Source organism: Nocardia sp. NBC_00508 (assembly GCF_036346875.1).
In the GTDB taxonomy this organism is placed as follows: domain Bacteria; phylum Actinomycetota; class Actinomycetes; order Mycobacteriales; family Mycobacteriaceae; genus Nocardia.
Genome location: NZ_CP107852.1, coordinates 1551042 through 1574851, shown reverse-complemented (window position 1 = coordinate 1574851; position 23810 = coordinate 1551042). Strand labels below are relative to the sequence as shown.

20 protein-coding genes and 1 pseudogene are annotated in these 23810 nt (G+C 67.6%); 12 read left to right on the top strand and 9 right to left on the bottom strand.

Going from position 1 to position 23810, the window contains the following annotated elements:
* Positions 1 to 60: 60 nt before the first annotated feature.
* The gene (locus OHA40_RS06985; protein WP_330232250.1) at positions 61 to 1206 is read right to left on the bottom strand and encodes an AI-2E family transporter; all 1146 of its coding nucleotides are present in this window, start codon (positions 1204 to 1206) and stop codon (positions 61 to 63) included.
* Between the two features lie 212 nt (positions 1207 to 1418).
* Between OHA40_RS06985 and OHA40_RS06980 the strand changes: the two genes are divergently transcribed.
* Positions 1419 to 2717 carry a vWA domain-containing protein gene (locus OHA40_RS06980; protein ID WP_330232249.1) on the top strand — a complete coding sequence of 433 codons (1299 nt, stop codon included), beginning with the start codon at positions 1419 to 1421 and terminating at the stop codon, positions 2715 to 2717.
* A 108-nt stretch (positions 2718 to 2825) separates the two neighbouring features.
* Here the strand turns inward: OHA40_RS06980 and OHA40_RS06975 are convergent, their stop codons facing one another.
* Positions 2826 to 3101, bottom strand: a complete 276-nt coding sequence (locus tag OHA40_RS06975) for a hypothetical protein (RefSeq protein WP_330232248.1) — start codon at positions 3099 to 3101, stop codon at positions 2826 to 2828.
* A 375-nt stretch (positions 3102 to 3476) separates the two neighbouring features.
* Between OHA40_RS06975 and OHA40_RS06970 the strand changes: the two genes are divergently transcribed.
* Positions 3477 to 3761, top strand: coding sequence for a hypothetical protein (locus tag OHA40_RS06970; RefSeq protein ID WP_442944031.1), 285 nt, complete (start codon positions 3477 to 3479; stop codon positions 3759 to 3761).
* A gap of 266 nt (positions 3762 to 4027) precedes the next feature.
* The gene (locus OHA40_RS06965) at positions 4028 to 5440 is read left to right on the top strand and encodes a DUF1254 domain-containing protein (protein ID WP_330232246.1); all 1413 of its coding nucleotides are present in this window, start codon (positions 4028 to 4030) and stop codon (positions 5438 to 5440) included.
* A gap of 1 nt (position 5441) precedes the next feature.
* Here OHA40_RS06965 and OHA40_RS06960 read toward each other — a convergent pair whose 3' ends face one another.
* Positions 5442 to 5888 (bottom strand): group II truncated hemoglobin, encoded by a 447-nt coding sequence (locus OHA40_RS06960; RefSeq protein ID WP_330232245.1) that lies wholly within the window; start codon positions 5886 to 5888, stop codon positions 5442 to 5444.
* Positions 5889 to 6152: 264 nt separating this feature from the next.
* On the opposite strand from OHA40_RS06960, the gene OHA40_RS06955 reads away from it, so the two are divergent.
* Both OHA40_RS06955 and OHA40_RS06950 read left to right on the top strand, forming a co-directional pair.
* Positions 6153 to 7382 carry a cytochrome P450 gene (locus OHA40_RS06955; RefSeq protein ID WP_330234075.1) on the top strand — a complete coding sequence of 410 codons (1230 nt, stop codon included), beginning with the start codon at positions 6153 to 6155 and terminating at the stop codon, positions 7380 to 7382.
* A gap of 8 nt (positions 7383 to 7390) precedes the next feature.
* Positions 7391 to 8107: a TetR/AcrR family transcriptional regulator gene (locus OHA40_RS06950; RefSeq protein WP_330234074.1), complete on the top strand. Its 717-nt coding sequence runs from the start codon at positions 7391 to 7393 to the stop codon at positions 8105 to 8107.
* Positions 8108 to 8122: 15 nt separating this feature from the next.
* Here the strand turns inward: OHA40_RS06950 and OHA40_RS06945 are convergent, their stop codons facing one another.
* Entirely contained in the window at positions 8123 to 10177 is a 2055-nt protein-coding gene (locus OHA40_RS06945) for a TerD family protein (protein WP_330232244.1), read from the bottom strand.
* 178 nt (positions 10178 to 10355) lie between these two features.
* Here OHA40_RS06945 and OHA40_RS06940 point away from each other — a divergent pair, with 178 nt between their 5' ends.
* Entirely contained in the window at positions 10356 to 10853 is a 498-nt protein-coding gene (locus OHA40_RS06940) for a hypothetical protein (RefSeq protein ID WP_330232243.1), read from the top strand.
* 5 nt (positions 10854 to 10858) lie between these two features.
* Here the strand turns inward: OHA40_RS06940 and pabB are convergent, their stop codons facing one another.
* Positions 10859 to 13102: an aminodeoxychorismate synthase component I gene (pabB, locus tag OHA40_RS06935; protein WP_330232242.1), complete on the bottom strand. Its 2244-nt coding sequence runs from the start codon at positions 13100 to 13102 to the stop codon at positions 10859 to 10861.
* An 80-nt stretch (positions 13103 to 13182) separates the two neighbouring features.
* Here pabB and OHA40_RS06930 point away from each other — a divergent pair, with 80 nt between their 5' ends.
* The 3 genes from OHA40_RS06930 to OHA40_RS06920 all read left to right on the top strand — a co-directional run bounded on the left by OHA40_RS06930 (position 13183) and on the right by OHA40_RS06920 (position 16117).
* Positions 13183 to 14247: a phosphotransferase family protein gene (locus tag OHA40_RS06930; RefSeq protein ID WP_330232241.1), complete on the top strand. Its 1065-nt coding sequence runs from the start codon at positions 13183 to 13185 to the stop codon at positions 14245 to 14247.
* Positions 14248 to 14319: 72 nt separating this feature from the next.
* Positions 14320 to 14850, top strand: a complete 531-nt coding sequence (locus OHA40_RS06925) for a DinB family protein (protein WP_330232240.1) — start codon at positions 14320 to 14322, stop codon at positions 14848 to 14850.
* A 136-nt stretch (positions 14851 to 14986) separates the two neighbouring features.
* Positions 14987 to 16117, top strand: coding sequence for an NDMA-dependent alcohol dehydrogenase (locus tag OHA40_RS06920; RefSeq protein WP_330232239.1), 1131 nt, complete (start codon positions 14987 to 14989; stop codon positions 16115 to 16117).
* Positions 16118 to 16199: 82 nt separating this feature from the next.
* Here the strand turns inward: OHA40_RS06920 and OHA40_RS06915 are convergent, their stop codons facing one another.
* A complete protein-coding gene (locus tag OHA40_RS06915) occupies positions 16200 to 16553 on the bottom strand; it encodes an iron chaperone (protein WP_330232238.1) in 354 nt (117 codons plus the stop codon).
* A gap of 289 nt (positions 16554 to 16842) precedes the next feature.
* The gene (locus tag OHA40_RS06910) at positions 16843 to 18036 is read right to left on the bottom strand and encodes a serine hydrolase domain-containing protein (RefSeq protein WP_330232237.1); all 1194 of its coding nucleotides are present in this window, start codon (positions 18034 to 18036) and stop codon (positions 16843 to 16845) included.
* A gap of 42 nt (positions 18037 to 18078) precedes the next feature.
* Between OHA40_RS06910 and OHA40_RS06905 the strand changes: the two genes are divergently transcribed.
* From OHA40_RS06905 to OHA40_RS06895, 3 genes are all read left to right on the top strand, one after another.
* Complete coding sequence (locus tag OHA40_RS06905) at positions 18079 to 18912, top strand: serine hydrolase domain-containing protein (RefSeq protein WP_330232236.1); 834 nt, start codon at positions 18079 to 18081, stop codon at positions 18910 to 18912.
* 95 nt (positions 18913 to 19007) lie between these two features.
* Entirely contained in the window at positions 19008 to 19541 is a 534-nt protein-coding gene (locus tag OHA40_RS06900) for a DUF3145 domain-containing protein (protein WP_330232235.1), read from the top strand.
* A gap of 258 nt (positions 19542 to 19799) precedes the next feature.
* A complete protein-coding gene (locus OHA40_RS06895; protein ID WP_330232234.1) occupies positions 19800 to 22016 on the top strand; it encodes a serine/threonine-protein kinase in 2217 nt (738 codons plus the stop codon).
* 8 nt (positions 22017 to 22024) lie between these two features.
* On the opposite strand, the pseudogene OHA40_RS06890 reads toward OHA40_RS06895, so the two are convergent.
* Together OHA40_RS06890 and OHA40_RS06885 are read right to left on the bottom strand one after the other, a co-directional pair.
* Positions 22025 to 22387 (bottom strand): annotated as a pseudogene (locus tag OHA40_RS06890) (BBE domain-containing protein); the annotation flags it as partial.
* Positions 22388 to 22428: 41 nt separating this feature from the next.
* Positions 22429 to 23796, bottom strand: coding sequence for a helix-turn-helix domain-containing protein (locus OHA40_RS06885; protein ID WP_330232233.1), 1368 nt, complete (start codon positions 23794 to 23796; stop codon positions 22429 to 22431).
* Positions 23797 to 23810: the final 14 nt, after the last annotated feature.

The following is a 23810-nucleotide window of genomic DNA, read 5'->3' as shown; positions in this document are numbered from 1 at the left end:
ATAGTTACATTCGGACCGATTCCAACGATGGCGTGCGCGCGGATCGCAGGCCGCCGCGCGCTATTCGGCCGATTCGGGTTCGCTGTCCGGTTCCGGCAGCGCGATGGTGGCCGCGTCGATCTGCTCGCCGACGTAGCGCAGGACCACCGCGGCCATCGCGACGGCCGGGACGGCCAGGAAGGCGCCGATGATCCCGTACAGCGATCCGCCCGCCGTGACGGCCAGCAGCACGATGACCGCGTGCAGTTGCATGCTGCGGCTCTGCAAGACCGGTTGCAGCACGTTGCCTTCCAGTTGCTGCACGGCGACGATGATGCCGAGCACGATCAGCGCCGTGACGAAGCCGTTGCCGACCAACGCGACCAGCACCGCGAGCGCGCCCGCGACGAACGCGCCGACCAGCGGGACGAACCCGCCGAGGAACGTGATCACCGCGAGCACCAATGCCAGTGGCACCCCGAGGATCACCAGGCCCGCGCCGATCAGCACGGCGTCGATCAGGCTGACCAGCGCCTGGGTGCGGATGAACCCGCCGAGCACCACCCAGATCCGGCCGAGCACCTGCTCCAGGTGCCTGCCGCTGCGGCTGCCGGACACGCTGTGCAGCCAGGGCAGGAAACGCGGCCCGTCCTTGACGAAGAAGAACGTGAGCACCAGCACGAGGAACAGGGTCACCAGCATGGACGTCGCGGTGCTCACGCCGCTGAACACGCCGGTGGCGATCTGCTCGGAACTCGATTGCAGCCGGGACACGATCGCGTCGACCGCCGAATCCAGTTCCTCGTCGCGGATTCTCAACGGCGGTCCCTGCAACCACTCGCGGACCTGGTTCACACCCTCGCTCGCCTTGTCCGCGAGTTCGGGCGCCTGGTTCACCACCGACGGCACGATCAGCGCGATGACCCCGGCCAGCACACCGAGAAAGCCGAGCACCGCGATCGATGCCGCCAACGCGGGCCGCAGGCCGTGCGCGGTGAGCCAGCGCACCGGCGGCCACAGCACCGTCGCGACGACCACGGCCAGCGCTACCGGCAGAATCACCACCCACAGCCGGGCGATCAGGAATCCGAGCACCCACGCCCCCGCCGCGATCGCGACGATGCACACCGCCCACTTGGCAAGCCACAGGATGCCCGCGCCGATGACGTCACCACGATCCCGCGTCGCGGGCTCGGCCGGTCCGTGGTCCTTGCTCGCTTCGCTCATGACCGTGCCTCACTGCCGCTCGGCTCCGTCATGCGCGACTGCGCGCTGTGTTCTGGGTTCAGTCGCTGACGCTCGTTCACAGGCTCAGTCTGGCACGAGGACACGGCGTCGAGGAGGGTTCGCGTTGCCCCGGAAGTGAAGGTCCGCATTCTGCCCGCGGTGGACCTACGCTGATCGCGGTGGTGATTTCGGCGCAACGGCTGGGAGTCTCGATGGGTGCTGCGTTGGTCAAAGGTCAGAACGGAGCACTGCACGCCGCCCGGCTGTCGGTGTCGGTGCGCAGCGAGGCCACGGTCGACGTGTCGGCGCTGCTGGTGACCGAAGCCGGTCGGGTGCGATCGGACGCGGACCTCGTGTTCTTCAACCAGCCCAGCGCTCCCGGAGTGTCGCTGCGGCCGGGAACGCCTGCCGCGCTGTCGGTTTCGCTCGCCGAGTTGCCCGAGGACATCGCGCAGCTGCGCGCGGTGCTCACGCTCGATGATCCCGCGGCGACCTTCGGCCGGTTCGCGCCGCCCGTCGTTACGGTCGCGGACGAGGCGGGAAACGTGTTGTACGAGTACTGCATCGAGGGGCTGGGCAGCGAATCGGTGGTGATCGCGCTGGAGCTGTATCGGCGGAATGCGGCGTGGAAGGTGCGGGCGGTCGGGCAGGGCTACGCGGGCGGGTTCGCCGCACTCGTCATCGATCATGGCGTGCGCGTGGACGACGAGCCCGCTCCGCGCGACAGTCCGGCGCCGGATCCGACGGTCGCAGGCTCGCCGTCCCGCGCCGCCGCGCCGGCGGGCGTCTTCTCTGTGCCCGGTGAGACGAAGCTGTCCTTCGAGAAGCGCGCCACGCTGGACCTGCGCAAGCGGGCGGTCGCGAAGGTCCTGATCGATCGGGATGTCTTCGGGATCCGGGCCCGCGTCGTGCTCGTCATCGACAAGACCGGCAGCATGAACCGGCAGTACCGCGACCAGGTGGTGCATCGCGTCGTGCAGCGGATGATTCCGGTGGCCATTCAACTCGACGACGACGGCACCCTGGAGGCGTACCTCTACGCCCTCTCGTTCGCCAAGCTGCCCGATATCACCGTCGAGCACGGCGAGGCGTGGGCACAGACCTTCCTGCACCTCGGCGGAACCCACGGGGGCATCGACTACCAGCGGCTCGGTGGCCGCAACGACGAACTGCCGATCATGCGCGACATCATCGACTCGCTGTGTCCCGGCGACCGCCCTACGCTCGTGCTGTTCTTCACCGACGGCGGCTTCGCCAAGAAGCGTGAGATCGCGGCGCTCATGCGGGAAGCCTCGCTGCTACCGGCCTTCTGGCAGTTCGTCGGCCTCGGTCGGGCCAATTACGGCCTGCTGCGGACCCTGGACGAGTTGTCCGACCGGACGGTGGACAATGCGGGGTTCTTCGCCCTCGATGACATCGATCAGGTCGACGACGCCCAGCTCTACACGCGACTGCTGGGCGAGTTCCCGGACTGGCTGCGCGCCGCGCGTGCAGCGGGCATCCTGCGCTGACCGGCGGTCCCGAACCCGGATAGAACAGCCCGAAGCCTGCCTACGCCGCCATCCAATAGTTATAGCTAGATGCTATGGCGGAGTGTGATTTCTGGACGGGTTCCGTGGTCAGCCGATGACGGCGTTCATGATGGTGCCCGCGCTGGTGGCGATCACGCCGCCGATCATGGCTCCGGCCACCATCTTCGGCGACTCGAGCCCGCCGCCGGTCCACTTCTCCCAGGCGAAGCGGCCACCGGCGTAGATGATGCCGCAGACGCCCGACAGCAGGACGAACCACGTCAGGTAGCGGACCAGTTGGAGGAACTTGTCGGAGATCGGCGGTGCCTCTGGGGTCGGGTTGCCGATCTGCGCCAGGGTGTCAAAAGCGGCGGCCAGGATCATCGTCGTTCGCTCATTCTGGATTCGGGACAGGGGGAGTGATTCGCTGTGGAGATCGTATCCGTTCGCTCGCCGCGATGCAGTCGGGTCGGTGCAGCACAGGGAAGTTCGCGTTTCCGCCTTGCCGGGTCGGCGGTAGCTCTGGATGATGGGTTGGGTGCCGTCGGCGGGTTGCTACCACCGCTCGGGGCGATTCGGTGCTGATCCGGGTGCCCGGTTCACGGCGTCCGCGGGTGTCGCGTGCAGTGCGCACACCAGGTGCCATCCAGGGCCGTATCCTCATCTGTAACCGAATTGTTCGGCAGCCGAACAGCTTTCGTGCAGCAACTCGGCGGCGGCAGGATTGTAATCGAGCATAGGGAGTAGACGGTGAGCATCATGCTGGCGTCGGTCGGCGATTCCTTCGCGACCTTGGCGCAGATCGGCAATCCGACCCCGGAGGCACCGCCCTTGGCGGACAAGCTCTTACAGTTCGTCCGCTACTTCACCTGGTTCGCGCTGCTGTCGGGCATCATCAGCATCATCTACGCGGGCGGCCGGTTCGCCTGGGAGAAGTGGAGTGGCAGCGGGTTGCAGTCACCGAAGATGATCGCGGGGGCGATGCTCGGCGGAGTGGTGGCCACCAGTGCGGGCACCATCATGAACACCATCCTGGAGATCTGACCGCAAGCCCGGTGCGCGATCGTGGTCGACGACGAGCGCGGCGCGAACGGATCGCCGCGGCCCGCCGGTCCCGACGGGCCGGGGCGAGCGTGCGGACACGCCCGTACTCGGACTCGAATCGCTGGTGCCAGCCGCCGCGCCGATCGTCCCTCGGTACGGACCTGGTTCGCCATCAGGGCGCTGACCTGCGATTTTCGCCGCCTTGGGTGGCTATACTCCGGTGCGGATCTCGCGGTGCCCGATAGGATCGGAGGCGGAGCAGGATCATGGACCACAGGACCGACGGCAAGGTCACGGTGTCGCGGCGCACGGCGCTCGGTATGGCGGCGACATCGGTGGTCGCGCTCGGATTGGCGGCATGCGGCGGATCCGAGGACGAGGACTCCGCCGTGCCCGGCGACGCCGTCGCGATCGCCAGGGACGCTTACATTTTCGGCTTTCCCCTCGTGCTGATGGACCTGACGCGCGTAACGGCCGAAGCGACCGTCCCCGCGAACCGGTTCCGCCACACCAACTCGTTCGACGCCCAAGAACAGCGCGAGGTGGTACGACCGGATGTGGACACGATGGACTCGTTCGCATGGCTCGATCTGACCCGCGAGCCGATGGTGCTGCAGGTCCCCGCCATGGATCGGCGGCGCTACTGGCTGGCACAACTGCTGGACGCCTGGTCCAATACCGTGCACAACCCCAGCGGCATGCGCCCGCAGGCGGAGTCGGCGGGGCCGCCCTACACCTATGCGGTGACCGGTCCCGGCTGGTCCGGGGCGCTGCCGGAGGGGCTCACCCCGCTGCCGATGCCGACGCCTACGGTGTGGCTGATCAGCCGGATTCAGGTCGACGGCCCCGGCGACCTGCCCAGGGTCCGCGCTCTCCAGCAGGAGTTGAAGCTGGCTCCGCTGAGTGCGTGGACCGCCGGAGTGGACGTGCCCGCGCCTGCGGTGCCACCGACCCGGCCGATGGCGCCCCCGGCCGCGCAACTCGCGGAGATGGCCCCCCGAGCCTTCTTCGACCGTATGTGCGCCCTGATGGAGTCCAATCCGCCCGCACCCGAGGACGCCCCCGCGATGCGGCGCTTCGCGAGCATCGGCATCGAGCCGGGCGGCTCGGTCGAAGGCATTCCCGACGCCGAACTCGCCACGGCGGTAGCCACCGCACGGCAGCAGATCCCGGTGTACGTGGGAGAGACCACGATCGTCGAGAACGGCTGGATCTACGACCCCGGCACCGGCCGGTACGGTACGAACTACCTGTTGCGCGCCGACATCGCGTGGAACGGTCTCGGCGCCGCCCTGCCCGAGGACGCGATCTACCCGACTCTGTACGACACGACGGATGCCAGCGGTGGCCCGTCCCGTTTCCGGCTGCACTTCGCATCGGGCCAGTTGCCTCCGGTCGATGCCTTCTGGTCGCTGACCGCCTACACCGCCGACTTGTACCTGGTGCCCAACCCAGCCCAGATCTACGCGGTCGGCCACCATGTCCCGGTGGTGCTCAATCCCGATGGCTCCCTGGATCTGACACTCCAGTGGGCCGATCCGGGCGCGAGTGTTCCAACCGGGAACTGGCTGCCTGTTCCCGAATCGGGCCCATTCTCGCTGACATTGCGCCTGTTCGCGCCGAAAGCCGAGGCGGTGCAAGGGCATTGGCATCCACCGCCGCTCACCACGCTGCGGTGAGCTAGTCGTCGTCGCGTGCCCAGGTCCAGCGCGGTACCTCGCGGATCGGGTGCAGTTCCGCGTCGCCGGCCGCGTGCGAGTTCTGCTGGGCCACCTGCGATCCGAAGGCCACGTGTTCGTAGACGGCTTTGCGGAACTCCTCGTCGTCGAGCAGTCCGGCCTCCTCGAACGTCTGCATGTAGACCTCGACGAAACGCTCGCGCTGCTCGTCGGTGATCTTCAGGTTCCGGTGCACCGCGATGATGTGGTCGAAACCCAGCTCGCGGGTGAAACGGTCCGGGCCGCCGAAGGATTCGGACGTGAACCAGGTGAGATGGTCGACATGGTGCGGTAGTCGCTCGGTGAACAACGTCTTCAGCACCGGGTCGGCGAGCGCCTTGTCGTAGAACGCCGCTTCGACGCGATGCAGCTCCTCGTCGCCGCCGACGTGCTCGTAGAGACTGGGCATGGAACCTCCGGCCGGGAGAAAGTGGGCTGAGGCTCCCATTACAGGCAGGCTGGTCACTCGGTGTCCACCGGGAGCCGGGTGTTGGCCGACATCGGCCAACTTACGGACCGACCGGTTGCGTCAATGGGCACGAAAAAAGTAAACCTATTTAACTAAACACTGTTCACTCAGGTCGGTTCTGTGGTTGCATCGTCTGTGGACCGTGTTCCCACAATGTCGTGAGGTCTGCGCGCCAGCCCAGACCGGTAGGAGTTAGCCGTGACCGTGACCACGCCCGCGATTCCCGCGGGATTCGACTTCACCGACCCCGACCTGCTCGCCACTCGCCTGCCCATCGTCGAGTTCGCCGAACTGCGCCGCACCGCCCCGGTGTGGTGGTGCGCCCAGAGCGATCGGGCCGGAGGCTTCGACGATGGCGGCTACTGGGTCGTCTCCAAGCTCGAGCACATCAAGGAGATCTCCAAGAACCCGGAGGTGTTCTCCTCCCAGCAGAACACGGCGATCATCCGGTTCAACGAGGAGACCACCCGCGAGCAGATCGACATGCTCGGCAACATGCTGCTGCTGAACCTCGATCCGCCCAAGCACACCAAGACCCGCCGCATCATCTCCAAGGGCTTCACGCCCCGCGCGGTGGAAAGCCTGCGTGCCGCGCTCACCGAACGCGCCGCCAGGATCGTGCACGAGGCCAAGAAGTCCGGCGGCGGCGACTTCGTCGAGCAGGTCGCCTGTGAGCTGCCGCTGCAGGCCATCGCCGAGCTGATCGGCATCCCCCAGGAGGACCGGAAGAAGATCTTCGACTGGTCCAACCAGATGATCTCCTACGACGACCCGGAGTTCGAGGGCGACCACCACGCCGCGACGGCCGAGGTGATGGGCTACGCCTGGAACATGGCCGAGCAGCGGCGCGCCTGTCCCGCCGAGGACATCGTCACCCAGCTGGTCAACGCCGACATCGACGGCGAGCACCTCGGTTCCGACGAGTTCGCGTTCTTCGTCATCCTGCTGTCGGTGGCGGGCAACGAGACCACCCGGAACTCGATCACCCACGGCATGAAGGCGTTCGTGGACAACCCCGAGCAGTGGGAGATCTACAAGCAGCAGCGTCCGCGCACCGCGCCCGACGAGATCGTCCGGTGGGCCACCCCGGTGACCGCGTTCCAGCGCACCGCGACCCAGGACACCGTGCTCGGCGGCCAGGAGATCGAGAAGGGCCAGCGGGTCGGATTGTTCTACAGCTCGGCCAATTTCGACGAGGACGCGTTCGCCGACCCGTTCACCTTCGATGTGCTGCGCAATCCGAACCCGCACGTGGGCTTCGGCGGCACCGGCACGCACTACTGCGTCGGCGCGAACCTGGCCCGGCTGCAGATCGATCTGATGTTCAACGCCATCGCCGACGTGATGCCGAACCTGCGGCAGGTGTCCGACCCGGTGCGGCTGCGCTCGGGTTGGCTGAACGGAATCAAGCGCTGGGAAGTCGAATACGCTTGAATCGAGTGGTGCAACAGTCCAAACCACGAGGCCGTGCGCCGGTGGTGACCGACACCGATATCCGGAGGGTCGCCAGCGCGTTGCTGGTCGAGCGGGGGCCCGACGCGGTCAGCCTGCGCGCCATCGCGCGTCAGCTCGGTGTCACCGCCCCCGCGCTGTACCGGTATTACAAGTCGCTGGAGGACCTGCTGGAGCGACTGCGGCTGGACTTCTGCGCCGACCTGGCCGAGGAGCTCGGCGCCGAGATCGCCACGCTGCCCGACGACGGCGCGGTGCAGTTCTTCGCCATCTGTCGTGGCTTCCGGCGCTGGGCGCTGGCGCACACCAGGGAATTCACCCTGGTGTTCGCCTCGCCCGGTTCCGGGCAGGCTCGCCGCTTCGATGAGCCGTTCGGCCGGATCTTCCTCGCCGCGACGGGCCGGCTGCTGGCGAACTACGACGTCGTCACGCCGCCCACCGACGTCATCCCGCCGGAGCTGCGCGAGGATCTGGTGCACTTCCAGACCGAACTGCTGGCGGCGCTGTCGGAATCCGGCCAGAAGTTCCCCGCCGAGAAGCTGGATCTCGGGGTGACGTATCTGATGATCCAGATCTGGGCGCGGCTCTACGGTCATGTCACGCTCGAGGTGTTCGGGAACTATCCGATCCCGCTGGACAATCCGGAGATCCTCTTCGACGCCATGCTCGCCGACCTGGGGCGGACGGCGGGTCTGCTCGTCGACTGAGCGCACTGCGGTGCTCTAGATGCGGGCGCCCTTGGCGCGGTTGCACGAGCGGCACAGGATCTGGAGGTTGGCGGCGCTGGTCGCGCCGCCGCGGCTGAGCGGGATGATGTGGTCGAACTCCAGGTAGTGCCCGTCGCCGCATTCGACGCACTTGCCGCCGTCGCGCTGCCACACCTGCGCCTTCACCTCCTGCGGGATGCTGCGGGTGTCGCGCTGCCCCGGGGTGAGCACCAGCCGCTTGGACACGCGTAGGGCGCCTTCCAGCGCGGCGGCCACGTAGTCCGGATCGGCGACGGCGAACGTCGCGCCGCCGCGCGCGGAAGTGGCCGCGATCACCACCGCGCCTTGCTCCGCGTGCACGGAGACGACGCGCGACCACGGCATTTCGGTGCCCGTGCCGTCGCCGACGAAGCGCAGCTTCTTGTTGCTGCCGATCAGCCTGCCTTCGGTGAGCTTCGGGCCCCGGGCCAGCTGACGCACGTGCGTCGCGGGCAGATCCACGTGCACCATCTCCTCGGGGTCCAGGTGCAGGCCCGGCGTGCGAACCACCGGCAGATCGCCGGCGCGCAGCCGGTGCAGCGTGTTGCCGCGGTGCATTCGCCGGCGCAGGTCCTCGATCAGCGGGCCGCCGAGCGCGAGTTCGCTGACCGCGTGCTCGAACAGTTCCAGCTCCGCTTCCCTGACCTCGCCGTCGGCGAAGGCGAAGGTGACCAGTCGCTCCACATAGCTTTGCGCCAGATCGCGCAGCGCGACGCGACCCGCGCCGGCGTCGATGCGCTGATAGCGCAACGACGCCCAGAGCGCCGCCCATTCGGGGCCGCGCGGACCGTGCGTGGTGAGGACCCGCCAGGCTCGGGCGTGCCAATGTGTGAGGTACTCCTCGATCTCCGGCTCGCACCGCCCGCAGGGCGCGAGACCGCCGAACAGCTTGCGGCGCAGTGCGTTGCCGCAGCGTGCGCAGTGCCGACCGTCGGGTGGCGGTGGCAGGTAGGCGTCCTCGGTCCATGCTGTACCGTCCCACCAGCGCATACGCTGCGGGTTGTCCGGATCCGGATGCCAGTCGGCGTGTTCGGGATTCGGGGGAGCAGGCGGTGCGGTTTCCGTCGTGTACCGGTTCAGATCGACCGGACGGCCGGTGTGCGTGCGGGGCATGGCCGAGGTCTCCGCGCGGTCGAGCAGGTCGGTGCGCTGCCCCGCGGATTCGCTGTAGTCCGGCTGCGTCGGCCGGGCGCGTGTTCCGGCCCGTTCGCCGTGTCCCGGGGTGGCATCGCTGTGCTCCTCGGCGACCCGTAGCACCGGAGTATCTTCCGAGACGCCGCTCGACCCATCCGGTCGCTCGAGTGGTGCCGTGACGGATTCTCTGTTCCCGTGCGGCGGGCCCGCGGGGAACGATCCGTGCGCAAGATGCCGGGCCGGAGCGGGATCGTGCCGATCGGCCACTCCGGCGGGTGTCGGCTCGAGCGGCGTCCCGGCGGCGTGTCGCGTCGAAAGCCGTTCCTGCGCAGTGGAGGTAGGCCGGTGCACACGGAATGGGTTGGTAGGGTGCGTGGTGCGGGCGGGCTCGGACGGAGCGTTGACTCGAACGCCGAACTCGGCGACCAGGCCCGCGAGGCCGCTGGACCATCCCTGGCCGACGGCCCGGAACCGCCACTGCCCCTCGCGGCGGTAGAACTCGCCGAACATCAGTGCGGACACCGCGTCCACGTCCTCGATGTCGAACGTCACGACGGCCCCGTCGACGGCGTGTACGGCGACGGTCAACCCGTGAATATCGCCGAAAGTTCCCTCGTCCACCGAGCCGGAGACGACGATGCGATCGACGTCCGCTTCGGTCCGCGGCAGTGAGACGCTCAGCCGTGCGGTTCGCGGCGCCGGTTCCTGATCGAGTGTGACCGCCTGGGAGACGTGTCGCGGCGCGTTGTAGAACACCAGATCCCGGTCCGAGCGAACCGTGCCCGACGCGTCCAGCAGCAAGGCGTGCGCGTCCACCGCATGCTCCGATCGCCATGAAACGACCACGGCTAGAAGGGATGTCGGTACCGCTGCGTTCGCGCCTTTGCTGACTTTCATGGTGCTCGAACTATGCCACGGCCCTCCGACACGCCGAACGCGCGAGGGGATCTCACTCGGCGGGGCGGGAAAGCAGGCCGCTGATGGTGACAATCGGTCGTGCGAGCCTGGGTCTGACACAGAGCGGCAGGTTCGGGCAATACCACCCGTGCACCGTCTGGTACGGCACAGTGTTCTCATGACGAACCCGAAACGCCCGGGTCGTAAGCCGTCGACCCCGAGGCTGCCCGGCGGGCGCGTGCCAGGCCCCGCCGACGTCCTGAGCGCCGCGCAGGCCGCGGTCGAAGCGGCTCAGACGGCGGCGGGTCAGGCGCTGGAAGCCGCCCAGCTGACCGCGACATCGGCGTTCGACGCGGCGGTGCGGCTGCCGCCCGCGTCGGCCCAGCTGGCCGCGCAGCTGCCCGACCTGATCGAGCGCCTCTCGATCGCGATCGAGCGACTGAACTCCACGATCGATCGCCTCGACCGCACCCTGGCCCTGGCCGACCCGGCTTTCGCGGCCTATGACCGCTTGCTGCCCAGGCTGGAGGCGATGATCTCGCTCGGCGAAGACGTGCTCGGAAAGTTGGCGAAGTTGCCGGGCGTCTCGTTGCTGGGCAAGCTGACCGGCCTGAGCGCACCGGAGCAACCGGCGGCCGAGCCGCCGCGGCGGAGGTCGAGCAAGCGGCGCACCTAGAAATCTCAGCGGTGCGCGTGGTCGGCGGCGGCGCGCACGGTGGCGGCCGCCTTGAGCAGCACCTCGCGGTACTCGTCCGCCGGGTCCGAGTCCAGCACGATGGCGCCGCCCGCCCCGATCCGCCAGCGGCCGTCGTAGCGGACGGCGGTGCGGATCACGATGTTCAGGTCCGCGGTGCCGCCGAGCCCGAGGAAGCCGATGGTGCCCGAGTAGACCCCGCGCGCTTCGGTTTCCAGTTCGTCGATGATTTCCAGGGTGCGCAGCTTCGGTGCGCCGGTCATCGACCCGCCGGGAAAGCACGCGCGCAGACAATCGACGACGCCGACTCCCGACCGCAACCTTCCACGCACGGTCGACACCAGCTGATGCACGGTCGCGTACTGCTCGGTGGCCATCAGCTTCGGCACGTACACGCTGCCGATCTCGCAGACCCGGCCGAGGTCGTTGCGCAGCAGGTCGACGATCATCAGGTTCTCCGCCCTGGTCTTCGGGCTGTCGGCCAGCTCGCGCCGCAGGTGCTCGTCCTGCTCGGCCGTTGCGCCGCGCGGCGCGGTGCCCTTGATCGGCTTGCTCTCCACCACGCGGTGACGATTGATCTTCAGGAAGCGCTCCGGTGACGAGCAGGCGATGTCGAGGTCGTCGAAGCGCAGGTAGGCGGCATAGGGCGCCGGGTTGCAGCGGCGCAGTGTGCGATAGAAGTCCAGACCGTCGGCTGCGGCGGCGGGAATCGTCGCGCTGTCGGTGAGGCAGATCTCGTAGGACTCGCCCGCGTGCAGTCGCTCCTGGCAGACCGCGATATCGGCGAGATAGCGCTCCCGGCCGCGGGTGAGCAGCGGTGCGGCCGCGTCGCCGTCCGGCGGCAGCTCGAGTGCTGGTGGATTCGACCAGGTCGGAAGGGTTTCCAAGGTCTCGCGGGTGTCGCGCAGCCAGTCCGCGCCGGACCGGGCCGTCTCCGGTGTGTCGTGCAGGGCGAGCAGATGCGTTCGACCGCCCACGTGGTCGACCACCACCAGCCGGTCGGCGAAGATCCACTGCGCGTCCGGGGTCGGCGCGCGATGAACCGCGTTGCCGCCGCAGTCGGCTTTGACCTCGTAGCCGAGGTAGCCGACGTATCCGCCGACGAAATCGAAGGGCAGATCGGGCAGTTCGACCCGACGCGTCCGCAGCTCGGCGGCGAGGAAGTCGAGGATTCCGCCGGAAACGGTGCGCCGATGCCCGTCGGACGATTCCACGGTCACCTCGCCGTCGCCCACGCGGTAGCGCAGCACTTCCGCCAGCGGACCGCTCGCGTCGCCCAGGAAGGAGAACCGATCCATCCCGGGTTCCACGTGCTCGCTGTCCAGCCAGAACGCCGTGGGAGAGTTGCTGTACAGCCGCACGAAAGCGCTCTCGGTGTCGATAGCCCGCTCGATCACATCCTGTTGGAGCCGCAAGGTCCGCTGTGGTTGACGTTCGGCCCGAGCCGAATCCATTCGTGCGGCGGGTGTTTCGCGGGGGCGCTCGAAACCGACCGCGGCGGCCGGGAACTGCGCCGGTGCCAGCGGAACGCGTGCCTCGAATGGGGCGTGTGGCGCGGGGTGCGGGGCGCCCACCGCCGCCGACTCCGGCGCGATCTCGCGCTCCGCGTCGACCGATCCGCGTGCGCCGGTGGAGACCGGCCGAACCCGATGCGTCGCAGTGAGTTTCGCGAAGTTGCGGAGCAGGGCCGCGCCGAACTCGCTGGCGATCGATTCCGGATGGAACTGCACCCCCCACTGCGGTCGGGTGCGGTGCCGCACGCCCATGACGACGCCGTCGGCGGCCACGGCGGTGACCTCCAGGTCGTCCGGCAGCGGCCGCAGCGCGCACAGCGAGTGGTAGCGCACGGCGGTGAAGCCCTGCGGGATTCCGTCGAACAGATCGCGGTCGTCGTGCTCGATCCGATCGAGGTACCCGTGTCTGGCGGCGGGAGCCTCGGCGACCACGCCACCCGCCGCCACCACGATGCCCTGATGACCGAGGCACACACCGAGCAGGGGTAGGTCGGTCTCCCGGATCACCGCCGCGGAGATTCCCACGTCGCGCCGTACGTCCGGCCGCCCCGGTCCTGGTGAGACGACCACGTTGTCGAAGCGTCCCAGATCGAGTTCGGCGACCGTGTGTGCCTCGTCATTGCGCACGACTGTCGGCTCGACGCCGTTCACCTCGCTGATCAGCTGATACAGGTTGTAGGTGAACGAGTCGTAATTGTCGATCAACAGCGTGTGCATGGTTCTCGAAACCCTACGCCGCGCGGGTCGGAGCAAACTGTTGTCGTCCGCCGTCAGTTTGCCTGGCCCGATGGTGCAGAATGTGGGGCATGTCTGTTGCGCAACCGGCCGATGTGGACCCCGCGGTCGTCGACTTCGCCGTCGTCGGAAAGTGGATGGATGAGCAGGATCTGCCTGCCGGTGAATTCCAGGACGTGACAGCGCTGGGCGGTGGCACGCAGAACATCATGCTCCGCTTCACCCGCGGCGGCCGGACGTACGTGCTGCGGCGCGGGCCGAAGCATCTGCGGGCCAAGAGCAACGACGTGATCCGGCGCGAGGCCCGGCTGCTCGGCGCGCTGGGCGCCACCGAGGTGCGCGCGCCCCGGGTGATCGCGGCCTGCCTCGACGAATCGATGCTCGGCGCGGTCTTCTACCTGATGGAGCCGATCGACGGTTTCAACCCGCAGAACGAACTGCCCGAGTTGTACGCGAGCGATCCGGAGATTCGCAGGCAGATGGGCCTGTCCGCGGTCGAGGCCATCGCGCGGCTCGGCGCGGTGGACTATGAGGCGCTCGGCTTGACGGATTACGGCAAGCCGGAGGGCTTCCTGGAGCGTCAGGTGGCGCGCTGGCTGGGCGAACTGGAGTCCTACTCGGCCAACGAGGGCTATCCCGGCCCGGAGATTCCCGGGGTGGAATCGGTGGGCGAATGGCTCGATCGCAATCGTCCCGCCCAGTGGACCCCCGGCATCCTGCACGGCGACTGCCATCTGGCGAACATGATGTTCTCCTTCGACGGCCCGCAGGTGGCGGCGATGGTGGACTGGGAGATGTCCACCATCGGCGACCCGCTGCTCGACCTCGGCTGGCAGATCGCCACCCGGCCGGAGCCGGGTACCACCATCGCGGCGCTGGTCGGCAAGCTCGGCGCGGTCGGCGGGCTGCCTACCCCGGAGGAAATGATCGCGCACTACGGGCAGTTCTCCGATCGGGATCTGCGGGCCATGCCGTGGTACACGGTGCTGGCCTGCTTCAAGCTCGGCATCGTCCTGGAGGGCACGCACGCCCGCGCGTTCGCGGGCAAGGCGCCCAAGCAGGTCGGCGACTTCCTGCACGCGATCACGCTGGAGCTGTTCGAGCGGGCGCACCGATTGATGGAGTGACTGTCGGGATGTTGCCGATAGTTGACCGAAAATCGGTAGCAGGTGCTGTTCGGCGACGCTTAGGTTGAGCGCATGCCGATCGTTCCCGATGTCAAGGACTGGACCTGGGTGCTCGAACGCGCCTGTCCCGAATGCGGTTTCGACGCCGCCGCGACCAGCTACGCGACCGTGCCCGCGCTGACCCGCGACACGGCCGTCCGATTCGCGGCGGTGCTCGACCGCCACGGTGCCCGCACCCGCCCGGACGAATCCACCTGGTCGGCGCTGGAATACGGCGCCCACGTGCGCGACGTGTGCCGCCTCTTCGGCACCCGTCTCGATCTGATGCTGGCCGGTGACCCCGACGGCGAGGTCCCGCGCTTCGCCAATTGGGACCAGGACGCCACCGCGATCGCCGACCGCTACGGGGAGCAGGACCCGGCCCAGGTGGCCGGGGAACTGGACGAGGCGGCCGAGCGGGTGGCCCGCTCGTTCGAGTCCGTGCCGCTCACGCAGCGTGGACTGCGCGGCGCGCGCAGTGACGGGGCGGTGTTCACCGTGGAGTCGTTCGCGCGATACTTCGCGCACGATCTGGTGCATCACGTGCACGACGTCCGCGGCTGAGCGAACTGTAACGCGTTCGGGGGTGTGGTCACGCTATATCGCCGAATTTTCGACGCGGTACTAGAACGCGTTACAATTTTCTCGTACTGTGGGTGCAGTCACATATAAGCACGTGCATGCGAGAGGGTCGACAGGAATGAAGACGAAGGGCGCGATCCTGTGGGGGATCGACCAGCCGTGGTCGGTGGAGGAGATCGAGGTCGGCGATCCGGTCGCCGGTGAGGTACAGATCCGCATGGAGACGGCGGGCATGTGCCATTCCGACCACCACATCGTGACCGGCGCGACCCCGATGCCGTCCTTCCCCGTGATGGGCGGCCACGAGGGCGCGGGCGTGATCACCGAGCTCGGTCCGGACTGTCCGGCCGACCTGCAGGTCGGCGACCATGTAATCCTGTCGTTCATCCCGGCCTGCGGCCGCTGTCCGGCCTGCGTCGCCGGGCACATGGCGCTGTGCGACCTCGGCGCGGGACTGCTGCTCGGCCAGGCCATCAGCGACGGCACCTATCGCATCCAGGCACGCGGTGAGAACGTCATCCCGATGTGCCTGCTTGGCACCTTCGCGCCGTACATGACGGTGCACCACACCTCGGTGGTGAAGATCGATCCGAGCATTCCGTTCGAGGTGGCCTGCCTGGTCGGCTGTGGCGTGCCCACCGGCTTCGGCTCTTCCACCCATGTCGCCCAGGTGTCCCCGGGCGAGACCGCGGTGATCGCGGGTATCGGCGGCGTCGGCATGAGCGCCCTGCAAGGCGCGGTGCTGTCCGGGGCGTCGAAAGTCGTTGCCATCGACCCGAATCCGTGGAAGCGCGAGCAGGCGCAGAAGTTCGGTGCCACGCACACCTACGAGAGCATGGCCGCCGCGATCATGCCGCTGATGGAGGCCACCGAGGGCCGGATGGCCGAGAAGGTCATCCTGACCATGGGCGAGATGCACGGCGAGTACATCGAGGAGGGCCTGATCCTCACCGCGAAGGCGGGCACCCTGGTGGTCACCTCGATGGGCCGGATGGACGAGAACGACGTCAAACTGAACAGCTTCCTGCTGTCCATGCTGCAGAAGACGGTGAAGGGCTGCATCTTCGGCGGCGGCAACGCCCGCCAGGACGCGCCGCGCCTGCTCGCGTTGTACAAGGCCGGCCAGCTCAACCTGGACGATATGGTGACCCGCAGCTACTCGCTGGAGGAGATCAACCAGGGCTACCAGGACATGCTGGACGGCAAGAACATTCGCGGCATCATCAAGTACACCGAAGCCGACTGGTAACGCCACCGAGCGCCGTTCTCCGCTCGTCCGGCGCCAGAACCAGGTGGCCGGTCGACTCGCGGACTCGCCGTTGCGTACCAGGTCAGTCTTCCCGGCGCGCGGCGAGTTCGGTGGCGATGCGTCCGATCAGGTCATACGGGACCGGCTTGCCGAGCGGGAATTTCAGCGTGCCCTTGCCCGCCCGGTACGGCTCGAGGGCGCGCTGCAACGCCGGATCGCCTTCGGGGATCGGATAGAGGCTCACATGCTGCTTCCAGCCCGCGAAATGAACGACGTTGTGACCGTGCAGCCGGAAGGTGGGAATGCCATAGCTGATCGCCTCGGTCGCGTCCGGTAGCGATGCCCGAATGGTGCGCCGGATCTCTCCGAGGATGCCCCGGACGTCCTCGGGGAACGCGGCGAGGTACGCGTCGATGGTGGGCGGTGGTTCTGCCACGAATTCCCCTCGATGCCACGATGGTCTACCAGTGGATACTCGCTGAGCTGGACGCCCGTGAGTGTATGCGGCCGATCACGGCGACCTGGGCCTGCCGTGACTGTTCGGCGCGCCGCTCGCACCGGCCGACTGGTCATGTGGACAGCCGCGAACTCGGACTTCCCCGAGCCCACATCCCGGGATGGTCATTCGGACCGGCCGCGCGATTCAGTCCCGAGATGCCGGCGGAGGTTCAGAAGTGGGCCGGAATGCTCCGCCCGGTGAAGCCCCGCAACCGGGTTCGCCACCGTCAGATCCGGCAGCGCAGCAGGGCTTCGCGCAGATTGCGGCTGCGAACGTCGTCGAGGATCGCGAGTCCCAGCCGGTTCATCGTGTAACCGAAGCCCAGACCGGTTGCGGGGTCGGCGAATCCGAACGAGCCGCCGAGTCCCGTCGTGCCGTAGGCGCGCTTGTCCGAGCCGAAACGAAACGTGCCGCGCGACTTGCGGAAGCCGAGGTGGTAGCGGCTCTGGGTGTGCAGCACCAAGTCCTCGGCGGGGACGTCGTCGGCGGTCTCGGCCGCGGCGAGCCGGTCGAGCAACGCATCATCGATCGGCAGCGCGCCAGTGCGGCTTGCCGCGGCACCGTAGACCCTGGCCAGTGCGCGAGCGTTGCCGACGCCGTTGTACGCGGGCAGTTCCACTTCGAGGAATTCGCGTCGCGTCGCCCGCGCCGGGGCTCCGCAGCGTGGATTGGTCAGAGCCGCGTAGGCCAGCCCGCGTTTGAGGTAGATCTCCGCGCCGATCCGCAGCGGGAGGTCACGCTCGTAGCGCAACACGTCCAGGCCGCGGGTAGCCGCCAGCGTGGCGATCCGGTCCATGCTCTGCTCGGCGGGCAGGCCGATGAAGAAATCCAGGCCGAGCGGCGCGGCGAAGTCCTCGGCGAAGATGCGCCCGAGCGTGCGGCCCTGTGGGTCGACGCGGCGCAGCAACTCGCCCTGGTACAAGCCCAGGGTGGTCGCGTGATAGCCGTGCCTGGTGCCGGGCCGCCACGCGGGTTTCTGCGCGGCCAGAATGCGCGCGAGGCCGTCCAGATCGGCGATTTGGGGCAACCGGACGATTTCGCTCAGGCCTGACAGTCCGGCCTGGTGGTCGATGAGCTGGCGCACGGTCACCGCTTCCTTGCCGTGCGCGGCGAACTCCGGCCAGTACTTCGCCACCGGCTGCTCGTAGTCGAGCAGGCCCTTGCTCACCGCCGCCGCGACGGTGAACGCCGCCATGCCCTTGGTCGAGGAGAACACCGGCACGATCGTGTCGCGTCCCCACGGCAGCGTGCGATGCCGATCGCGGAAGCCGGCCCACAGGTCCACCACCGGACGGTCACCGGCGTAGACCGCGACGGCGGCGCCGATCTCGCCGTGCCGGGCGAAGTTGCGGCGGAAGGTGTCGGCGACCGGTCCGAAACCGGACGCGACCTCGCCGTGAACAGTGGGCTTTTCACTCATGGTGAGTCGATGGTAGCGACGCGGCTCTCGTAGGCTCGCAGGGTGCGATCACTCGAGCAGATTCGGGAATGGCCGGTGCGGCACGCGGCGGCGGTGGTGGTCACCGCAGGCGGCGGCACCGCGAGCGAGGGCGACGTCGACCGGGTGTTCCCGCTGGCGTCGGTGACCAAGCCCCTGGTCGCCTATGCCGTTCTGGTCGCGGTGGAAGAGGGCGCAGTCGAACTCGACCAGCCCGCCGGGCCACCCGGCGCCACCGTGCGTCATCTGCTGGCGCACACGTCCGGGCTCGCCTTCGACACCACCGACGTACAGGCGGCTCCCGGCGCCAAGCGGATCTACTCGAGCGCGGGCTTCGAGGTGCTGGCGGAGTTCGTCGCCGAGCAGACCGGGATCGCGTTCGACGACTACTTGCGCGACGCGGTGTTCGCGCCGCTGGGCATGACGGCGTCGGTGCTGGCCGGGTCGGCCGGACACGCGGGACGGTCCACCGCCGCGGATCTGGCCCGCTTCGCCGCCGAATTGCTGAAGCCGCGGTTGATCTCCGCGCAGACGCACGCCGAGGCCACTTCCGTTCAGTTCCCGGGGTGCAACGGCGTACTGCCCGGCTACGGCTCGCAGCGTCCCAACGACTGGGGGCTCGGCTTCGAAATCCGCGACGACAAGCAGCCGCACTGGACCGGTGACACGAATTCGCCACAAACCTATGGACATTTCGGCCAATCCGGGACATTTTTATGGGTTGACCCGCGAACGGGGTTGGCGTGTCTCGCCTTGAGCGACGAGAATTTCGGCGACTGGGCGCGGGTGGCCTGGCCACCCCTCAGCGATGCGGTCATCGCGGAGGTGGCAGCCGCACGCAACACGGCTGTGAAGTAACACGTGTAACTTCGGGCACTCCAGTACACTCGGGCAACGCCAGTTCGTCGAGTCGTTGGGGAAGACGTTCCTCGTCGAAGCTGGAGGTATTGGTGGTGCGCGCATCGAGTCAGTTCGCGGACGCGACGGCGGGTGTGGTCTACATCCACTCGTCGCCTGCCGCGCTGTGCCCGCATGTCGAGTGGGCGCTGACCTCGGCCCTGAGCGCCCCGGCGAAGCTGCGCTGGACCGCGCAACCGGCCGATGGACAACTGCGCGCGACCAGCGAATGGATCGGCCCCGTCGGCACCGCCTCCCGGATCGCCCAATCGTTGCGCTCCTGGCCGGTGCTGCGCTTCGAGGTGACCGAGGAGCCCAGCGACGGCGTCGACGGCGAGCGTTACAGCTTCGTCCCCGGCCTCGGACTCTGGCACGGCTCCACCAGCGCCAACGGCGACGTCATGGTCGGCGAAATGCGCCTGCGCGCGATGCTGCAAGCCACCCGTGAACTCGGCAAGTACTCCGCCTACGACTTGGCCGCCGAAATCGACCGCGCCCTCGGCACCGCCTGGGACGAGGACCTCGAAATCTACCGCTACGGAGGGGAATCCGGCGCCGAGGTCACCTGGCTGCGCCGCGACGTGGGGTAGGTACAACTCCGAGGGCCGGGCAGGCGTTACTCGAAGTCGACCGCGTTCACCACGTCCCGCGCGTCCCCGCGGAGCCGCCCGGATACTGCCGTCGGGAGCAGTTCCCCGCAGCCGATCGCTACTGTTGCCACCCATTAGCTGGTATCGGCGCGTTACCCTTGAGCAGGGAAGGTGCGGCGAAAGGAGTTAGCGTGGGGCAACTGCTATACGCATTGGGTAGCCGTCGTGTGATCGCCTGCGGTTGATCCCGAGCTATCGATGCACGAGCCGATCGACCTGGTCGATTCAGCCGAACGGACCCGCACAGCGCTGGTCACTGCCGTGGCGCGGTTCTCCGAGGCTTGGGCGTCCGGTTTCCCGCCCGACCTGTCCGGATACCTGCCTCGTGAACCGGCCGAGCGGCGTGTGGTACTGATCGAACTGGTCAAGATCGACCTCGAATACCGCTGGGTTCGTTATCACTTTCCCAAACGACTGATCGAATACCGTGCCGAATTCGCGGAGCTGCGAGATGCCCCGCTTCCGGCCGAACTGCTGTACGAGGAATTCCATGCGCTGCGCCGCGCTTCGCAGGCACCCGATGCGGCCACCATGTCCGCCGAGGTCACCGCTCCGGCGGCCGACCCTGGCTTCGCAGAACTCACGAGCGACTACCGCAGCACGATGATTGCTCGTCCAGGTGCCCAAGTCGTTCTCGACGCCATCAACGTCGGCGACAATGTCGATGATTTCGACCTCCTGATGAGGATCGGAGCCGGCGCGTTCGCCCAGGTGTACCTCGCTCGGCAACAATCGATGCAGCGACTGGTCGCGGTCAAGATTTCCCATAACCACGGCGTCGAGCCGCAGACACTCGCCCAACTGGACCACGAATACATCGTGCGCATCTTCGATCAGCGGCTCATCGCCGATGGCGAGCTGAGGCTGCTCTACATGCAGTACCTACCCGGGGGAACGCTGCTCGATGTGCTGCGCTTGCTGCGCGCGACGCCTACCGAACAGCGCAGTGGCCAAGTGCTGCTCGACGCCGTCGACAAGGTACTTGCCGATAAGGGCGAGGTTCGGCCTACCGAATCGGCGATCCGGGCACGGACGGCCGGACTGACCTGGCCGGAGACAGTCGCCTGGCTGGGCCGCCGACTCGCGGACGCTCTGCAGCACGCCTCCGAACGCGGGGTGTTGCACCGGGACATCAAACCCGCGAACGTGCTGCTGAGCGCCGAGGGAGTCCCGAAGTTGGCCGACTTCAACGTCAGCTTCAGCCAACGCGTCAAGGGCACGAGTCCGCTAGCGTACTTCGGCGGATCACTGGCGTACATGTCGCCCGAACAGCTGGAGGCCTGTCATCCGGACATGCCGGGAACCGCCGCCGATCTCGACACTCGCAGCGACCTCTTCGCGCTCGCGGTCATGTTGTGGGAGTTGCTGACCGGACGCCGCCCATTCGCGGACGAGACGTCCGCAGGCGCGTCGGAGACGTCGCTGGCCCGCATGCTCGAACTGCGGCGCAGAGCAGTCGAGCCGGCGTTCCTGTCGGAGCTTCCCCCGGATTGCCCCATGGCGCTGCGCGGGGTGCTGCTGAAGTGTCTGTCGCCCGACCCCGAAGACCGCTACTCGTATGGTTCGGAATTTGCCCAGCAGCTCGACTTGTGCCTCGAGGAGAGGGCTCGCGACCTCGTCTATCCGTTGCCGAACAGTTGGCGGGCACGGCTTTCGCGATGGTCCATCCCGATTCTGTGGTTGTCTTCGCTGGTCGGCATCAGCGTCGCGTCGGCCTACTTGGCTGTGCATACCCACGCACTGATCAGAGGGCTCCTGTCCGATACCACCAACGCGCAGCTCGACAAGGGCGTCCTGGTTTTCAATCTCTGTGCTTGGCCGCTGGCCGTCGTCATCTGGGTATACGTGTCGCGTGATCTGGTCGCGGTTCCGCGCGGCCTGCGCGACGGCAGGCATTACGACGAATCGATGCTCGCGCGGGTGCGATCCCGAACACTGCTGTGGGGAGATTTCTGCGCGATGCTGACCTTCCTGTTCTCGGTGGCCGCAACCGTGGCGGGGGTGGTGCTGCTGCACTGGTTCACCGATATTCCGACGCGGCTGCTGGTGCACGCGGCGACGACCGTTCTGGTGTCGGGCACCATCTCCGTCGCTTACACGTTCTTCCTTTCGACGTTCTACATCGTCCGCTGCGTCTATCCCATCTATTTGCGCCACAGCCGCACGACGGCGCGCGACTTCGCCGATCTTCACGCGTTGCGGCGAAGAACCACGGTCTATCTCGCGGTAACGGCGTCGGTGCCGCTGGTCGGGGTACTGGCCGGATTCAGCGCCGGCCTCGAGCCTGCGGAGCTTCCGCTGGTGCGCGACTCGGTGCTGGGACTGTGCGCGGCCTCCGGGCTCGCATTCGTCGCCGTCTACTGGTTGTTCCGGAAACTGGACGCAGACCTGCGCGCGCTCCAACGGGTGGTCTAGCGACCGGATCAGCCGACGGGAGGCACGCTCTGCTCGAAGTTGAACACGTTCTCCGGGTCGAATGTCGCCTTGACCCGCCGCAGCCGCTCGCGGTTGGAGCCGTAGTACTCGCGCTCCCAGTCCGACGCGGCGGCGTTCGGCACATTGACGTACGCGCCGTCGCCGTAGGGGCGCAGTGCGCGCCAGAAGTCGGCCACCCAGCCGAGAGCTTTCGAGTTCAGTGCGGGGTCGTTCCAGGCCGCGCCCGGCTCGCAGTAGAACAGCGCGTCACGGTGGGGGAACGCCGACCCACCGGGTGGAGCACGCCGCACAGCCCCGCCGAAGCTGGAGCAGAAGAAGTTGCTCGGAGCGCCCGGCGTGTCGGCCATGTGGTCCTGCGCTCCGGACCAGTCGTAATCCAACTCCAGCCTCATCAGTGTGATGGGAGGCCAACCCGATCGCACAGATCCTGAACGTCGTCGCGCATTCCTGATGGCGGGCGTTTTTGCAGCGTGTGGAGGATCTCGCGGGCATAACCGTTGTACCGGATCGTCTCGGGAGCCGTTTGCTCCGACTTGTTCAGTAGCGCAAGGGCCGCGACGAACTCGTCACGCTGATAATGCGCGCGGGCCACCTCGATGAAATGGCGACTGCGCCGCGGGACGGAAGCAATTCGGTCGGCCTCGAACGCGCCGGCCGCGCGCAACGCCTCGCCTGGTCGGCGCAGTTCTACTCCGAGCGTCGTCGCGTGTGCCTGCATCACAGGGATCGAAAACGAGGTCTGGACGTGGCGGTAGGCCGGCCCGAGTGAGCGGGCGATCCGGCTGGCTGCTTCCCAGTGTGCCCAGGCGTCGCCATAACGACCACGGCGGGCATGCACATAGGCGAGCTCGGCTTGAAGAGCTCCGGTGATACCTCGCCAATCATCCGGAATGTCGTCCCGGTCGAGATAGGGCGCAATCTGCGTAAGGGCATTGTGCGCCAGCGCTATTCCCTCGTCCCAGCGGCCGGAGTCGCGCAGCGCTTGGACCATCGACCAAGCGCCGCACGCGATCATGTAGGGGTCGTCTGCCTCATACCCCGCGCTCAGCGCGCGATCGGCGACGAGCCAAACGAGTTCTGGCGCAGGCTGATACGCCACGAAGAAGTCTGCGAGCTGATAAACCCCGGACAGGACACGCCGAGCGGCCCGGCGGGCGTCGCCGGGCGCTCGTGCGGCATTCTGCGCGTCTCTGATCAATCCCGGCAGAAGTAAGCCGAGCTGCGTCCGGTGATCTGGGCTCGCGTGGCGTACGTGCCATGCCTGCTGGAGCCGCATAGCCAAGTGCTCGGTCCCCGCCGAGCCACTCGGAGCTGCTATGCGATAGTCGCTCAGCGCCATTTGCACATCGGTCAGTGCGGCGTGTCGTTCACCTGCGAACACCGATACAGGCACAGCGTGCTCATCAGCCGTCAACGCGGACAGATCCTCGAGTTCGAGGGCGCGGGCGATCCGCAAGAGCATCGGCAGCCGAGGGCCCTGTAGGCGGCCGCTCTCCACCGCCTTCAACCATTCGGCTGATCGACCGACCAGGCCCGCGAGTACCGGTCGTGACATACCGGCACGCTCACGGTGCCACCGGATGCGCTTGCCGATCGGGGCGTTCTCGTCGGAGCTGTACACGGCCGTACCCTCTCGCCACTGGTTCGCCGGGTCAAGCGTAAGGACGATTCCCGCTGAGACGGCCCCAAAACAGTTCGTAGACTTATGCGGATTGCAGGTCGTCGCTGCTTGCTGCGTGCGAATGGGGTCGCGATCCATCGGCTTTCGGGCTG

Excerpts from the sequence above, each read along its gene's own strand:
- OHA40_RS06985 (WP_330232250.1), bottom strand. The coding sequence starts at position 1,206 with ATGAGCGAAGCGAGCAAGGACCACGGACCGGCCGAGCCCGCGACGCGG.
- OHA40_RS06980 (WP_330232249.1), top strand. The coding sequence starts at position 1,419 with ATGGGTGCTGCGTTGGTCAAAGGTCAGAACGGAGCACTGCACGCCGCC.
- OHA40_RS06975 (WP_330232248.1), bottom strand. The coding sequence starts at position 3,101 with ATGATCCTGGCCGCCGCTTTTGACACCCTGGCGCAGATCGGCAACCCG.
- OHA40_RS06970 (WP_442944031.1), top strand. The coding sequence starts at position 3,477 with ATGCTGGCGTCGGTCGGCGATTCCTTCGCGACCTTGGCGCAGATCGGC.
- OHA40_RS06965 (WP_330232246.1), top strand. The coding sequence starts at position 4,028 with ATGGACCACAGGACCGACGGCAAGGTCACGGTGTCGCGGCGCACGGCG.
- OHA40_RS06960 (WP_330232245.1), bottom strand. The coding sequence starts at position 5,888 with ATGCCCAGTCTCTACGAGCACGTCGGCGGCGACGAGGAGCTGCATCGC.
- OHA40_RS06945 (WP_330232244.1), bottom strand. The coding sequence starts at position 10,177 with ATGAAAGTCAGCAAAGGCGCGAACGCAGCGGTACCGACATCCCTTCTA.
- OHA40_RS06940 (WP_330232243.1), top strand. The coding sequence starts at position 10,356 with ATGACGAACCCGAAACGCCCGGGTCGTAAGCCGTCGACCCCGAGGCTG.
- pabB (WP_330232242.1), bottom strand. The coding sequence starts at position 13,102 with ATGCACACGCTGTTGATCGACAATTACGACTCGTTCACCTACAACCTG.
- OHA40_RS06930 (WP_330232241.1), top strand. The coding sequence starts at position 13,183 with ATGTGGGGCATGTCTGTTGCGCAACCGGCCGATGTGGACCCCGCGGTC.
- OHA40_RS06925 (WP_330232240.1), top strand. The coding sequence starts at position 14,320 with ATGCCGATCGTTCCCGATGTCAAGGACTGGACCTGGGTGCTCGAACGC.
- OHA40_RS06920 (WP_330232239.1), top strand. The coding sequence starts at position 14,987 with ATGAAGACGAAGGGCGCGATCCTGTGGGGGATCGACCAGCCGTGGTCG.
- OHA40_RS06910 (WP_330232237.1), bottom strand. The coding sequence starts at position 18,036 with ATGAGTGAAAAGCCCACTGTTCACGGCGAGGTCGCGTCCGGTTTCGGA.
- OHA40_RS06895 (WP_330232234.1), top strand. The coding sequence starts at position 19,800 with ATGCACGAGCCGATCGACCTGGTCGATTCAGCCGAACGGACCCGCACA.
- OHA40_RS06885 (WP_330232233.1), bottom strand. The coding sequence starts at position 23,796 with ATGGATCGCGACCCCATTCGCACGCAGCAAGCAGCGACGACCTGCAAT.